The sequence below is a fragment of the Burkholderia sp. WTPI3 genome (assembly GCF_021483755.1).
In the GTDB taxonomy this organism is placed as follows: Bacteria; Pseudomonadota; Gammaproteobacteria; order Burkholderiales; family Burkholderiaceae; genus Burkholderia.
The window spans coordinates 1-13274 of the sequence record NZ_JAGIXF010000130.1 but is presented as its reverse complement, the minus strand read 5'-3'; the positions used below and the strand labels follow the sequence as shown (position 1 = coordinate 13274).

Sequence of the window (13274 nt, the reverse complement as noted above, 5' to 3'; positions counted from 1 at the left end):
AATTCACCGGCAGGCTTTCACATCCGACTACCTGCGCGATGCTCAGCGCGCGGGGTTCAGCGTCAGGTTCATGTGACGGTTCACATCCTTGTACAGCAGGTAACGGAAGCGGCCGGGCCCCCCCGAATAGCAGGCCTGCGGGCAGAACGCGCGCAGCCACATGAAGTCGCCCGCTTCCACCTCGACCCAGTCCTGGTTCAGGCGATAGACGGCCTTGCCTTCGAGCACGTACAAGCCGTGCTCCATCACGTGCGTTTCAGCGAACGGAATCACGCCGCCCGGCTCGAACGTCACGATGTTCACGTGCATGTCGTGACGCATGTCGCTCATGTCGACGAAGCGCGTCGTCACCCATGCGCCGTTGGTGCCCGGCATCGGGATCGGCTCGACGTCCTGCTCGTTGGTCACGAACGCTTCCGGCAGCGGAATGCCGTCGACGACCTGATAGTGCTTGCGAACCCAGTGGAAACGCACGGCTGCATCGCTGACGTTGTGCAGCGTCCAGTCGGCACCCGGCGGAATGAATGCGTAGCCGCCCGGCTTCAGCGTGTGCTTCTTGCCCTGCAGCGTCAGCTCGGCTTCGCCTTCGACGACGAACAGCACGGCTTCCGCGTTCTTGTCCTGCTCGGGCTTGTCGCTGCCGCCGCCCGGGTTCACTTCGACGATGTACTGCGAGAAGGTTTCGGCGAAACCCGACAGCGGACGCGCGATCACCCACAGGCGCGTGTTGGTCCAGAACGGCAGCCAGCTCGTGACGATGTCACGCATCACTCCCTTCGGAATGACCGCGTACGCCTCGGTGAACATCGCGCGATCGGTCAGCAGATCGGTCTGCGGCGGGTGGCCGCCATGCGGCGCGTAATACGTTGTCTTAGACATAGAGCATCCAGGCAATGGGTTGGTCCGGCCCCGGGAGAAAACGCCAACCGCGGCACACAGGCGCGTGGGGCACGCATGCGGCGGCGGAACATCGTTGCCGGGGTGGCTTGAAAGCGCGTGCGCCTTCGTTCGGTCGGCCAGGCTTCGCGACGGGTCCGTCCGGTTCAGCGGACGGAGCGACCCATGCTTGTGGGTCCGGCGGCCGGGCCGCGAACACCCGGGGTCATGCGGCGGGGCACGGGGGACGGCACGGTTCGATTCCGTACGCGGGCAGCGCTGACGATAGCGAAGTCGATCCCGATCGACCAATTAAATGTTGCGATGACATCCATTCGATTTCCCACTACCGGCCAGCGCCCGCGACGGCCAGTGAACAGGCATGTCGCGCGGTTTGCGTATCAGGGAAATCCTGATGCGCGGGCTCGTGGATGCGGTGCAGGTGAAATGTCCGGCGCGGACGCGATGCGGACGATCACGCGAATGATGGGCAAGCAGATGCCGCGCTGCTTCGATCACGCGTGCGCGTCGGCTTCAGGACGTGGCGTGACAATGAATGACGTGCATCGGGCACACGGGGATGCAACCGGCGATGTCGTCGCCTGGCGGGAGAGGTCGAGCGGAAGGGAAAGAATGCCGGCCCGTCGATCGGGGCTGACACGATGAACTGCTGAAACCGCGGAAGGTGGCCGGTCCGGCCGGCGATGGCGGCCCGGCTCAGGCTGCCGGTCCGACCATCGGATCGGGTGCTGACGCATCGGGCGCGCCGGTACGCAAGCCGCGCACCGCGCCGCGCCCGTGGCGCTCAGTCCCAGTGACGGTTGTGGCGATGCTTGCGGTGGCGATAGCCATGATCGCGCTCGTACGAGCTGCGCGACATGTTGCCGCCGAGCGCAGCGCCGGCGCCGCCGCCGACTGCCGCACCCAGCAGGCCGCCCGTGCGGCCGCCCATCGCGTTGCCGGCCGCGGTACCCGCGCCGCCGCCGAGGGCGCCGCCGATGATCGCGCCGGTGCGCTCGCGACGGTTCGACGTCACGGCGCCGCCGGCGCCGCCGCCGATCGCACCGCCGATGACGGAGCCCGTGCTGCCGCCGACCGCGCCGCCGACAGCCGCGCCGGCAACCCCGCCGAGCGCGCCGCCAAGCGCGTTGTTCAAGTCACCGGCCATTGCCGGCAGTGCGGTCGCGCCAGCCAGGGCGGCGACGACGAGAGCGGGGGCGATTTTCTTCCACATTCCCGTATTCTTCCTTGTTCGCAATCTGGTTATCGAAGGTCCGCTCGCTACGACGATCTGAACCGATCGACATCGATTCAGGCATTGTGCCGAATCCCGGACCAATTCATTTCAATGAGCTTGCGGCGAAGAATAGCACCGCTCCCGCCTCCTTGCCGTCGACATTCTGGTAACAAGTTGTTTACGAAAATGGACGCTCCGGCGGGCCGGTTGAGAATCCGCAAACGACCGCCGGACGGGCGTTCGCGCGATTTCGGCCCACCTCGGCGGAATGGCCGTGGGCACCGGAATCGCCCTGCCGAGACACACGTGGCAACACATCGGGAAGGAGCGGCGCGCGGTGCCGGCTTCAACCGGCCATCCGGAATTGATGAGGGTCAGTACAGGCCCGGGAGCAGGCGCCAGGTTCGCGCGAAGTACGCGTCGTATTCGGCGCCGAACTGTGCGCGCAGCAGCGCTTCCTCGGAGCGGATGCGCGCGACCAGCGGCACCAGCATCAGCGCGACCAGCAGCAGGCCGACGCCCGAGCGGAACGCGCACGCCCAGCCGATCGAATTGACGAGCAGGCCGAGATAGCTCGGGTTGCGGATGTGGCGATAAATACCGCCCGTGACCAGCGTATGGCCCGGCTGGATGGCAACCAGCCCGCTGAAGCGCTTGCCGAGCACGAATACGGGCCAGATGCGCAGCACCCCGCCCGCGACGTACAGCACGACGCCGAGCCACCGCACCGCATCGCCGCCAAAGGTCCAGACGTCGAGCCGGTCGGTCAGCGCGGGCAGATAGGCCAGCAGGAACCCGCTCGCCCCGAATGCCGCGAGCACCCAGCGGTTGTCGCGGTTCTCGCGCTCGCCAGCGCTCAGGTTGCCTTCGCTAAACATCGCGGCGCAGGCCAGCGCGAACGTCACGACGGCGACAGCGGTCAGTTGCGGATGGGAGAAGAAGGCGGCGAACCCGCCGATGCCGAGCACGGCGAGCCCGAGATAGACGAGCGTGGAGACGCTCGACACGATTGCGACCTTGCGCATGACGGACATGGCTGCCTCGCCGGGATGGGCTTTCCTGTGAAGTACGGGAACCCGGGCAAGCGATGCGCACGCGCGCCGCGACACGGTGCGCGCGTCGACCCTGCCGATGGCGCCACGGCGCCGAACGACACGGCTGCTCGATGTACGGCGCAGCACGCGGGCCGGGCCCGCATGCGTGCACCGCCTGCTCAGCGGATGCGGAAGTTGCCGCCGATCCCGACGCTGATGGGCGGTGCGTAATACGCCGGCGCATAACCGTAGTAGCCCGGCGCGGGCGCATACCCATAAGGCGGCGCAACGTAGCAGCCGGACAGGCCGCCGATCAGCGCAAACGTGATGAGGACTTTGTACATGGCTCGATTCCCGGCGAAAAGGACACGTGGCACCTTGCGAAAGCCGGACCGCCGCGACCTGCGACGACCGGCACGAAGAGGCGATCCGCCCTTCCTGTCGCTCGATGAAACAATGCGCCGAGTCTAGCGCCGGGCCCGCGCGGGCGAGTTTCGCGAGCGGTTACACGTGTTACCTCGCGTCACCGCTGATACAGATGCGCCCCGCGCCACCCACAGGCGAGCCGTGCCCGCGTTACACGAAATGGGCGCGAATGCGCTGCGCGACCGATTCGAGCGCCGCCGCGTCGGCGATGTCGCGCGCGTGCATCCGCAATTCGACGCCTTCCCAGCGCGGGATCACGTGGAAATGCACGTGCGGAACCGTCTGGCCCGCCGCCGCGCCGTTGAACTGGCCGATGAACACGCCGTCCGGTCCGAGCGCCGCGCGCACGGCCGCCGCGATGCGCTGCGCCATGCGGATGCCGGCCGCGGCCGCCTCGCCGGACAGATCGAAAATCTGTGCGGCCGACTCCTTCGGAATCACGAGCACGTGACCGTCGGACTGCGGCATGAGATCCATGATCGCGATGGTTTCGTCGTCTTCGGCGACCTTCACGCACGGCAGTTCGCCGCGCAGGATCTTGGCGAACGGGTTGTTGTTGTCGTAGGTCATGGCGTTTTCCGATAGCGGTTTGACAGGTAGAAGAGCAATGCCGGACGATTATCGGCCGACGCCTCGTCCGAGTTCAACCCGTCCTTTGCCGTGCCGGCCCGCCGATCGCCAAAGCGCGCGACCGGAAAGCGCACGCGGCCGCCATCCATTCGTCACGCAACCGCGATTGCGCCGCGTCGCCGGAACCTGCGACACTGCCGCATCGTTGCCGGCCGGCACGCCACCGAGGACGCTCGCGCATGACGATGTCCATCAAATCGCTGATCCTGCGCGGCGCGGCGCTCGCGGTCGTTGCCGCGATCGGCTACACGGGCTACATGCTGTCCCGGCTCGCGCCGATCGCGACCGGCTATGCGGCGAAAGCGCTGTGCTCCGGCGTGTTCGTGTCGGGCCGTCCGGCCGCATCGGTGATCGACATCGACATCATGGCCGGCGTGCATCCGCTCCTGAAACTGGTGCGCCCGTCGATCGATCCCGAGCATCGTCGCGCCGTCGCGACCTTCGCCGGCTTCGCGCAACGCGAAGCGGACTTCAGGCCCGGGCTCGGCTGCACGCTCGCGCTCGGGCCGTCGCCCGGCGTGCTGCCGGCCGCGCTGCCGCCCTTCCCCGACCCGCCGCCCGCGCAAGCGGCGCCCGTCGAGCCGATCGTGCCGCCCGCCGGCATCGACGCACGAAAGCTGCAGACCGCGCTCGATCGTGCGTTCGACGAACCCGATCCGGCGCGGCCGCGGCGCACGCGTGCCATCGTCGTGATGTGGCGCGGCCAGGTGATCGCCGAACGCTATGCGCGCGGCTTCACGGCCGACACGCCGCTGCCCGGCTGGTCGATGACGAAGACCGTGACGGCCGCGCTCGTCGGCATGCTCGTCGCGCAACACAAGCTGTCGCCGGATGCGTCGGCACTGCTGCCCGAATGGCGCGGCAGCGGCGATCCGCGCGCGGCGATCACGCTCGACGAGCTGCTGCGGATGACGAGCGGCCTGCAATTCAACGAGGACTATGACGACCCGCTGTCCGACGTTGCGGTGATGCTGTTCACGCAGCCCGACACCGCGCGCTTCGCGTCGTCAAAACCGCTCGCCGTGAAGCCCGGCACGCAGTGGCACTACTCGAGCGGCACGAGCGCGATCGTCGCGCGCGTGATGCGCGTCGCGACGGGCGGCACCGAGGACGACTACCTCGCGTTTCCGCGCCGCGCGCTGTTCGCGCCGCTCGGGATGCGCAGCGCGGTGTTCGAGCCCGATGCGTCCGGCACGCTCGGCAGCGCGTCGTTCATGTATGCGAGCGCGCGCGACTGGGCGCGCTTCGGGCAGTTTCTGCTGCAGGACGGCATGTGGAACGGGCAGCGGCTGCTCCCCAAAGGCTGGGTGCGCTACCTGACGCGCGCGACGCCGCTGTCGCCGCACGAGGAATTCGGCGCACATCTGTGGGTGAAAGTGCCGGAGCCGTTCAACGATACGGGCCCGGATGCGCGAGCCCTGCCCGCCGACGCGTTTCATGCGGTCGGCCACGAAGGCCAGTTCGTGAGCGTGGTGCCGAGCCGCCAGCTGGTGGTCGTGCGGCTCGGGCTGTCGCGACCGGAATCCGCGTGGAATCACGAAAGGTTTCTCGAGCGCGTGCTCGACGCCGTGCCCGCGCCGGGCGCGTGACGGCCGGCGCGCGGCTTCCGTGATGCGGGCGGTGACACGGCGGCGGCGGCCAACGCCGTGCCGCCGCACCGCGCCGCGCCTGCTACTCGCGATGCATTACGGATTCGCGCTGCCCGCGTACAGCTTGAAGCCTTCGCGCGTCGCGAGACGGTCGATGTAACGCTTCACCGCCGGGAAATCCGGGTGCTCGAACGGCGTGCCGAACCAGCGGTTCACCGACAGGCCGATCGGAATGTCGGCGAGCGTGAAGTGGTCGCCGGCCACGTATGCGCCGGTCGCTTCGAGCTGCGCGTTCAGTACCGTCATGAGCTTCGTCCAGCCCGCGATCGACTGCGCGATCACCGCCGGATCCTGATGATCGGGCGACTTGCGCACGAGGCCGAGGAATGCGCCCACCCATGAACGGTTCAGGTCGGCCGCCTGCCAGTCGATCCACTGATCGACCCGCGCGCGCGCCTGCGGCTCGGCCGGATACAGCGCATCGCCGCCATACCGGTTCGCGAGGTAGCGGATGATCGTGTTCGACTCCCAAAGCACGAAATCGTCGTCCTTGATCACGGGGACGAGCGCGTTCGGATTCAACGCGAGATAGGTCGGGTCGTTGGTCGTGCGGAAGCCCGAGCCCCAGTCTTCCTGTTCGAACGGCAGGTTCAGCTCGGTGCACAGCCACAGCACCTTGCGGACGTTGATGGACGGGATCTTGCCGAGGACGTGCAGCATGCAGTCTCCTTGTGAGGTCGGATGCAAGGCGTTCGGGACACTCGACAGGCCCGAACGGGTATCCGCCGAATTTATACACGACCTCGGCGCAAACGGCAGGCCGCGCGCGCAAAATCGGTGTGCGGCCGATCGGTCAGGTCGCGCAACGCGTGCTCGGCCGTCGGGAACCGGAACATGAATCCGTCCTGATGCAGCCGTGCCGACATCACGCGCTGCCCGTCCAGCAGCAGCCCGGCCATCTCGCCCATCGCCAGGCGCAGCGGTGCGGCCGGCACGTGCAGCCAGGCGGGACGCCGCAACACCTTCGCGACGACCTGCACGAACTCGCGCTGGGTCAAGGCCACCGGCGCGACCGCGTTGTAGACGCCGCGCATGCCGCCATTCGACATCGCGCGCGCGATGATCCGCAGCACGTCGTCCCGGTGAATCCAGCTCATCACCTGCGCGCCGTCGCCGAACCGGCCGCCCATGCCGACGTAATGCGGCAGCAGCATCGGACGCAACGCGCCGCCGGGGCCGAACACGATGCCCAGCCGCAGCACCACCGTACGCACCCCGTACCGCTCGAGCGGCTGCACCGTCTGTTCCCACTGCCGGCACAACGCCGACATGAAGCCGCTGCCGGCACTGCTGTTCTCGTCGAGCCGCTCGTCGGCCGGCCGCACGCCGTAGTAGCCGATCGCCGACGCCTGGATCCACGTGCGCGGCTTGACCTCGGCGGTCTCGACCCAGCGCATCAGCGCCTGCGTGACGCCGACACGGCTGGCGAGCAGCAGCGCCCGGCGCCGCGTGCTCCAGCGCGCGCCCAGCACCGGCGCGCCCGCGAGATTGACGACCGTGTCGAAATGCTCGTGCGGCTGCAACTGCGCGGCGGACGTCACGCTGCGCACCCGGCCGTGAAACTGGCAGGCCGCACGCAGCGGATCGCGCGCCAGCAACGTGACCGTATGTCCCGCATCGAGCAACTGGTTCACAAGGATTTCGCCGATGAAGCCGGTCCCGCCGGTCACGAGCACGTTGCCGGCCGGCTGCCCGGCGAACGGATTGGCGGCCGGCGCCCGCCGCGCGACCCGGCAGGCCGCGATCCCGTCGCGGATGCCCGACAGCGTCACGCCGACGGCAAACAGGCTGAGCAGCCAGCCGCGCCAGCCGGAATCGAGCGCGCGCAACGCGGTCGGTTCGTGTGCCCACGCGGCCAGCTGCATCGCGAGCATCCCGAACAGCGCCCCGCCGTTGACGGCCAGCAGCGTGTGCAGCACGCGCTCGGTCGCGGGCAGCTTGCGGCTTTGGTCCTCGACGACGAAATCCCACAACGTCAGCGCCACTTCGACGAGCACGACCGCCGCGACGGCCGCCACCCACGCGCCGTGAAAGGCGACGTTCGCGATCGACGCGAACACGACACCGTAGAGCACGGAACGCGCCGCATGAATCGTCAGTTCGAGCCGCGCGCGCGGGCGGTGCGGCAGGTCCTGCGTGAGTTCGTGGTGGTAAAGCGTATCGAATGCGCCCATCGCGCCCTGCACGATCAGCAGGTCGAGTGCCCAGTGAAAAGCCGGCAGCGTGTTCATGCGGTATCCCTCCTCCACAACCAGACGAGCGGCGGCACCATCGCGACGAGCGCCGCAACATCGGCTGCCACGTGGCTCCCTGCCTGCGCGTGCAACGACAACAGCAGGTCCTGCGGTGCCCAGATCAACAGGCCGGCCAGCAGCCATCCCCACACTTCGCGTCTGCGCAGCCGATTGCCGAGGTGAACGAGCGCCAGCATCCAGACCGATGCGCATTGCAGCGTCGCGCCGAACAGCGACAGCCACCAGATCTGCTGCGCGCGCGCCGCGTCGGGCGCCGTTGCGGCCCAGAAATGCAACTCGATGCGCCGGTGATACGTGTCGAGCCACGACGCCCCGGCGACCCACGGAAGCGCCGTGCCGACGAGCAGATGCACGATCGCCGCCGCATACATCCAGTTCACGACGATGCGACGCATGTCGTCGCGCGCGGGCCGATCCGTCGCCGTACCTTGAGCGGCCGTGCCGCTACCGCACGCCCGGGTATCGCAGCGCGCTTCGGTGCGATACCCGAGCCAGCGCGACACGGCGTACCGGTTGCGCGCGACGCGGCGATACAGCGGCGCGAACACGTCGCGCACGGCCGGCGCGCGCAACAGCCAGACGAGCCCGTGACGCCCGACCAGCGTATAGGCGGCCACGATACTGTCCATGCCGATCAGCATGCGTCCGTCGGGCAGGCGCGCATGCAGCTCGCGATTCATGGCGGAAAGGTCGACGCCCAGCGGCGCGGGATCGAAGCCCGGCTCGGCGATATCGACGAAGGCCAGCCGGTGCTGCCTGTCCCGCGCGCCGAGACGCCTGATTTCCGCCGCGCATAACGGACACCGCCCGTCGAAGTAAAGAACCAGTTCATTCGAACTCATGCTTTGCACTCCTTCTTTTTATCGCAAGCATCCTGAATCGATCGACTGCGCGGAACTGCTTACCCCCACCGCACCTGCGCGGCGGCAACGCGCTTACATCGGCTTGAGCACCATCAGGAAGTAGACGGTCATCATTGCGAAGAATGCCGGATAGCCGAGCAGCTCCCAGCGCTTCGCATAGCGCCAGTAGCGCTCCGGCAAGATGGCGTCGCCGTTCGCGTATGCGAGCTTCGCCATCGAGGCCAGTTCGATCTGCAGCCACACGACCGGTAGCCAGCACACCCCCGCGATCGCATACAGCACGATCGACGCGACGAGCCACGGCGTATCCCACTGCCAGCCGGCCGTATGCGCGAGCCACAACCCGGACGCGGGCTGGAACAGTACGGCCGGCGTCGTGAACCACCAGTCCGCGCGCACCACGAGACGCGACACGGCCGCGATCGCCGGCACCGAGCGCGTACGGTTCGCGAAGAACAGGTAGAACGCGGTGCCGAAACCGGTGCCCACCATCAGCACCGAGGACAGGATATGCAGCGTCTTGACGATCAGATAGATATTCATTTTTATTTCTCTTCGGCAAACAGGATCAACAGGATCGCGAGAATCGGCACGTTCTTGAGCACGGGGCCGAACGGCTCGGCGAGCAGGGCCGGCATCGTGACCGCGATGACGGCCGAATACGCGACGATCAGCGCGCCTTGCGCGACCCACAGGCGGCGGGACGGCACGACGACGGTCGCCACGCCGAACGCGAAGTCCAGCGCGCATGCCGCGTAGAGCGCGATCAACGCGGGCAGCCCGGTCAGGTGGGCGTGCGCGAGCATCGCCAGGCTGTCGCTCCGCGGATGGACGAATGCGCTGACGATGGCCGTCCAGATCCAGACGATTGCAAGCGCGCCGAGCAGCAACGGCCGCCGCCACATCGCGAGCGCGTCGTGGCGCAGCACGACCGCGTCCGCGCCGATGAAATGTCGCAGCCCGCGCGGCGGCCGGCCGAGCACGGCCGCGATGGCCGCGGGGTTGCCCGTGTTGCCGCCGCGCAGCATCGTCCACGTGTCGCGGGTCAGCATCGCGCCCGGAATCGCGCCGGACAGCATGGCCGCCGCCCCGACCAGCGGGCTCGGCAGCGCGATACGCCGTATTTCGCGAGCAAGCACGCGGTAAAGAGCGCGCACGGCGCCGCCCGATGCACGGTGTCCAGCGCCGCACCGCGCCGGTCGGCGAGGATGCCGACCGCGTTGATCACCACGTCGACGCCGTCCAGCCGGGCCCGCCATGCATCGGCGTCGACGTCCTTCGCGAAGTCGATTTCGACGTCGCGCGGGCCGGCCGCGCGACGCACGCCGTGCAGCACGCGGTGGCCGCCGGCTTCGAGCCGCGCGCTCAGCGCCCGCCCGATGAAGCCGTTCGCGCCGCAGACGAGGATGTTCATGTCGCACTCCGTCGTGCGGCATGCCGGCGATTCGACAGCAAGGCCATGGTCATGGTCATCGTCATCCTTTATTTACAGTTACTTCTGTAAAGACAGAAATATGAACTCCAAAAAAAGCGGGCTGTCTGCCCGCACGTCCGGTGCCGCCTACTTCGACGACTTGCGCCGGACCGTCTGGCTGATCTTCGCGCCGATGCCGAGCGCCTTCATCAGCGTGTCCGGCTTCAACCGCAGCATTTCGTCCGACCAGGTCGTGAGCGTCTCGACGAACTGCAGCGTGTCGCGGATGCGCTGTTCGGTCTCGCGGCTTTCTTCGGCGATCTCGGGGCTCGTCAGGCAATCGCGGAGCACCGTGAGCGTCGGTTCGATCTCGCGCTGGCGCCGCCCTTCGACGATCAGCTTGAACAGTTCCCAGATGTCGGTCGACGTCTCGAAATGGTCGCGGCGATCGCCCAGCACGTGCACGACCTTCGCTAGCCGCCAGGACTGCAGTTCCTTCAGGCTCGTGCTGACGTTGGAGCGCGCGACGTTGAGCGTCTCGGCGATCTCGTCGGCCGCGATGGGCCGCCCGGCCAGATACAGCAGCGCGTGGATCTGCGAGACGGTGCGGTTGACGCCCCACCGCGAGCCCATTTCGCCCCAGTGGAGAATGAATCGTTCGGCAATCGGTGTGAGTTCCATGTCGGAAAATTTAGTTTTTTCAGTCATTTCTGTCAAGAGAGAAATTAATCGGCGAAGACGCGATGCGCTGCCCGGATAGCCCGGCCCCCGCACGGCTGCGGTCGCCGTTACCGCCCGCCTTTGCCGCCCCGCCTGCCCGCTTCCATTACAATGCGCGGGATTTTTCCGATTTCAGGCCGTCCGCGCCTTTCTGACTAGAGGTTCCCAATGATCATCAAACCGCGCGTGCGTGGCTTCATCTGCGTGACGACTCATCCGGTCGGCTGCGAAGCCAACGTCAAGGAACAGATCGACTACGTGACTTCGCACGGCCCGATCGCCAACGGCCCGAAGAAGGTGCTCGTGATCGGCGCGTCGACCGGCTACGGCCTCGCCGCCCGGATCTCGGCCGCATTCGGCTCGGGCGCGGACACGCTCGGCGTGTTCTTCGAGCGCGCCGGCAGCGAAACGAAGCCGGGCACGGCCGGCTGGTACAACAGCGCCGCATTCGAGAAATTCGCCGCTGAAAAGGGGCTCTATGCGCGCAGCATCAACGGCGACGCATTCTCCGACAAGGTCAAGCAGGTCACGATCGACACCATCAAGCAGGATCTCGGCAAGGTCGATCTGGTTGTCTACAGCCTCGCGGCACCGCGCCGCACGCATCCGAAGACGGGCGAAACCATCAGCTCGACGCTCAAGCCGGTCGGCAAGTCGGTCACGTTCCGCGGCCTCGACACCGACAAGGAAGTGATCCGCGAAGTGTCGCTCGAGCCGGCCACGCAGGAAGAGATCGACGGCACCGTCGCCGTGATGGGCGGCGAGGACTGGCAGATGTGGATCGACGCGCTGGCCGAAGCCGGCGTGCTGGCCGACGGCGCGAAGACGACCGCGTTCACGTATCTCGGCGAGCAGATCACGCACGACATCTACTGGAACGGCTCGATCGGCGAAGCGAAGAAGGATCTCGACAAGAAGGTGCTGTCGATCCGCGACAAGCTGGCCGCGCTCGGCGGCGATGCCCGCGTGTCGGTGCTGAAGGCCGTCGTCACGCAGGCGAGCTCGGCGATCCCGATGATGCCGCTCTACCTGTCGCTGCTGTTCAAGGTGATGAAGGAAACCGGCACGCACGAAGGCTGCATCGAGCAGGTGTACGGGCTCCTGAAGGACAGCCTGTACGGCGCGACGCCGCACAGCGACGACGAAGGCCGCCTGCGCGCGGACTACAAGGAGCTCGATCCGCAAGTGCAGGGCAAGGTCGTCGCGATGTGGGACAAGGTGACGAACGAGAACCTGTACGAGATGACCGACTTCGCCGGCTACAAGACCGAATTCCTGCGTCTGTTCGGCTTCGAGATCGCCGGCGTCGACTACGACGCGGACGTGAACCCGGACGTGAAGATCCCGGGCATCATCGACACGACGGTCTGACGACCGGGCCCGCCGCGCGCGAGCGCGGGCGGCGGGTCGTCTTCCACGAGCGGCGTCAGACCGGCGCCGCCTCGTCCAGATACACACCGTCCGACAACGTGGCCTTCACCTGCCGCGTGAAGTCGTCGGTGGACACCTCCTCCGCTCCGGATTCGATCGCGTCGTAGGCCTGGCGCACGACGTCGGCCGGCGTCGCCTTGGGTACGTCGAGGCCGCGCGTCAGGTCCGTATCGATGAAGCCGGCGTGCAGCCCGACCACCTGCGTGCGTTGCTCGCGCAGCGAATGCCGCAGCCCGTTGGTCAGCGCCCACGCGGCCGATTTCGACACGCCGTAGCCCGACAGGATCGGCCGGTTCACCCAGCTCGCGACGGACAGCACGTTCAGGATCGCGCCGCCGCCGTGGCCGGCGAGCGTTCCCGCGAACGCGCGCGACATCGCCAGCATCCCGAACACGTTGGTCTCCAGGTGAGCGCGCAATGCGTCGACCGCGCCGTCGTCGGTCAGGCTGCCAAGCCGCGCGATGCCCGCGTTGTTGATCAGCAGCGTGACGTCGCGCGCCGCGTCGGCGGCCGCGGCGACCGCCGCCGGGTCAGTCACGTCGAGCTTCACGGGCACCACGCCCGGCAGCGTCACGCTGGCCGGATCGCGTGCGCCCGCATAGACCTTGCGCGCGCCCCGTTCGAGCGCCTGCTTCGCGAACTCGCGGCCAAGCCCGCGGTTCGCGCCCGTGATGAAAACGACTGCACCTTCGATCTTCATGATCGTTCCTTTCCGAGATTCGATCCCGTCCGCGCCGGT

The 13274-nt window shown here is 67.6% G+C and carries 13 protein-coding genes and 1 pseudogene; 2 read left to right on the top strand and 12 right to left on the bottom strand.

Annotation, left to right across the window (positions count from 1 at the left end; genetic code table 11):
• Positions 1-42: 42 nt before the first annotated feature.
• The 5 genes from J7024_RS34295 to J7024_RS34275 form a co-directional block, all read right to left on the bottom strand.
• Entirely contained in the window at positions 43-879 is an 837-nt protein-coding gene (locus J7024_RS34295; RefSeq protein WP_098554206.1) for a bifunctional allantoicase/(S)-ureidoglycine aminohydrolase, read from the bottom strand.
• Between the two features lie 802 nt (positions 880-1681).
• Positions 1682-2110, bottom strand: coding sequence for a hypothetical protein (locus J7024_RS34290; RefSeq protein WP_124826644.1), 429 nt, complete (start codon positions 2108-2110; stop codon positions 1682-1684).
• A gap of 377 nt (positions 2111-2487) precedes the next feature.
• Positions 2488-3147, bottom strand: a complete 660-nt coding sequence (locus tag J7024_RS34285; RefSeq protein ID WP_124826645.1) for a methyltransferase family protein — start codon at positions 3145-3147, stop codon at positions 2488-2490.
• Positions 3148-3326: 179 nt separating this feature from the next.
• A complete protein-coding gene (locus tag J7024_RS34280; RefSeq protein WP_172441920.1) occupies positions 3327-3491 on the bottom strand; it encodes a hypothetical protein in 165 nt (54 codons plus the stop codon).
• A 232-nt stretch (positions 3492-3723) separates the two neighbouring features.
• Positions 3724-4143, bottom strand: coding sequence for an HIT family protein (locus tag J7024_RS34275; RefSeq protein ID WP_124826646.1), 420 nt, complete (start codon positions 4141-4143; stop codon positions 3724-3726).
• Positions 4144-4382: 239 nt separating this feature from the next.
• On the opposite strand from J7024_RS34275, the gene J7024_RS34270 reads away from it, so the two are divergent.
• On the top strand, positions 4383-5792 hold the full coding sequence (locus J7024_RS34270) for a serine hydrolase domain-containing protein (RefSeq protein WP_175760773.1): 1410 nt from the start codon (positions 4383-4385) through the stop codon (positions 5790-5792).
• 96 nt (positions 5793-5888) lie between these two features.
• Here J7024_RS34270 and J7024_RS34265 read toward each other — a convergent pair whose 3' ends face one another.
• The 6 genes and pseudogenes from J7024_RS34265 to J7024_RS34240 form a co-directional block, all read right to left on the bottom strand.
• Entirely contained in the window at positions 5889-6512 is a 624-nt protein-coding gene (locus J7024_RS34265) for a glutathione S-transferase family protein (protein WP_124826648.1), read from the bottom strand.
• A 71-nt stretch (positions 6513-6583) separates the two neighbouring features.
• Positions 6584-8083 carry a TIGR01777 family oxidoreductase gene (locus J7024_RS34260; RefSeq protein WP_124826649.1) on the bottom strand — a complete coding sequence of 500 codons (1500 nt, stop codon included), beginning with the start codon at positions 8081-8083 and terminating at the stop codon, positions 6584-6586.
• Complete coding sequence (locus J7024_RS34255) at positions 8080-8949, bottom strand: thiol-disulfide oxidoreductase DCC family protein (protein ID WP_175750624.1); 870 nt, start codon at positions 8947-8949, stop codon at positions 8080-8082. The genes J7024_RS34260 and J7024_RS34255 overlap by 4 nt, the downstream gene beginning before the upstream one ends.
• A 93-nt stretch (positions 8950-9042) precedes the next feature.
• Positions 9043-9513, bottom strand: a complete 471-nt coding sequence (locus J7024_RS34250; RefSeq protein WP_124826651.1) for a DUF2269 family protein — start codon at positions 9511-9513, stop codon at positions 9043-9045.
• Between the two features lie 2 nt (positions 9514-9515).
• Positions 9516-10384 (bottom strand): annotated as a pseudogene (locus tag J7024_RS34245) (SDR family oxidoreductase).
• Positions 10385-10531: 147 nt separating this feature from the next.
• Positions 10532-11065, bottom strand: coding sequence for a GbsR/MarR family transcriptional regulator (locus J7024_RS34240; RefSeq protein WP_124826653.1), 534 nt, complete (start codon positions 11063-11065; stop codon positions 10532-10534).
• A gap of 207 nt (positions 11066-11272) precedes the next feature.
• Between J7024_RS34240 and fabV the strand changes: the two genes are divergently transcribed.
• The gene (fabV, locus tag J7024_RS34235) at positions 11273-12475 is read left to right on the top strand and encodes an enoyl-ACP reductase FabV (protein WP_124826654.1); all 1203 of its coding nucleotides are present in this window, start codon (positions 11273-11275) and stop codon (positions 12473-12475) included.
• A 55-nt stretch (positions 12476-12530) separates the two neighbouring features.
• Here the strand turns inward: fabV and J7024_RS34230 are convergent, their stop codons facing one another.
• Entirely contained in the window at positions 12531-13235 is a 705-nt protein-coding gene (locus tag J7024_RS34230) for an SDR family oxidoreductase (RefSeq protein WP_124826655.1), read from the bottom strand.
• Positions 13236-13274: the final 39 nt, after the last annotated feature.

Excerpts from the sequence above, each read along its gene's own strand:
- J7024_RS34295 (WP_098554206.1), bottom strand. The coding sequence starts at position 879 with ATGTCTAAGACAACGTATTACGCGCCGCATGGCGGCCACCCGCCGCAG.
- J7024_RS34290 (WP_124826644.1), bottom strand. The coding sequence starts at position 2,110 with ATGTGGAAGAAAATCGCCCCCGCTCTCGTCGTCGCCGCCCTGGCTGGC.
- J7024_RS34285 (WP_124826645.1), bottom strand. The coding sequence starts at position 3,147 with ATGTCCGTCATGCGCAAGGTCGCAATCGTGTCGAGCGTCTCCACGCTC.
- J7024_RS34280 (WP_172441920.1), bottom strand. The coding sequence starts at position 3,491 with ATGTACAAAGTCCTCATCACGTTTGCGCTGATCGGCGGCCTGTCCGGC.
- J7024_RS34275 (WP_124826646.1), bottom strand. The coding sequence starts at position 4,143 with ATGACCTACGACAACAACAACCCGTTCGCCAAGATCCTGCGCGGCGAA.
- J7024_RS34270 (WP_175760773.1), top strand. The coding sequence starts at position 4,383 with ATGACGATGTCCATCAAATCGCTGATCCTGCGCGGCGCGGCGCTCGCG.
- J7024_RS34265 (WP_124826648.1), bottom strand. The coding sequence starts at position 6,512 with ATGCTGCACGTCCTCGGCAAGATCCCGTCCATCAACGTCCGCAAGGTG.
- J7024_RS34260 (WP_124826649.1), bottom strand. The coding sequence starts at position 8,083 with ATGAACACGCTGCCGGCTTTTCACTGGGCACTCGACCTGCTGATCGTG.
- J7024_RS34255 (WP_175750624.1), bottom strand. The coding sequence starts at position 8,949 with ATGAGTTCGAATGAACTGGTTCTTTACTTCGACGGGCGGTGTCCGTTA.
- J7024_RS34250 (WP_124826651.1), bottom strand. The coding sequence starts at position 9,513 with ATGAATATCTATCTGATCGTCAAGACGCTGCATATCCTGTCCTCGGTG.
- J7024_RS34240 (WP_124826653.1), bottom strand. The coding sequence starts at position 11,065 with ATGGAACTCACACCGATTGCCGAACGATTCATTCTCCACTGGGGCGAA.
- fabV (WP_124826654.1), top strand. The coding sequence starts at position 11,273 with ATGATCATCAAACCGCGCGTGCGTGGCTTCATCTGCGTGACGACTCAT.
- J7024_RS34230 (WP_124826655.1), bottom strand. The coding sequence starts at position 13,235 with ATGAAGATCGAAGGTGCAGTCGTTTTCATCACGGGCGCGAACCGCGGG.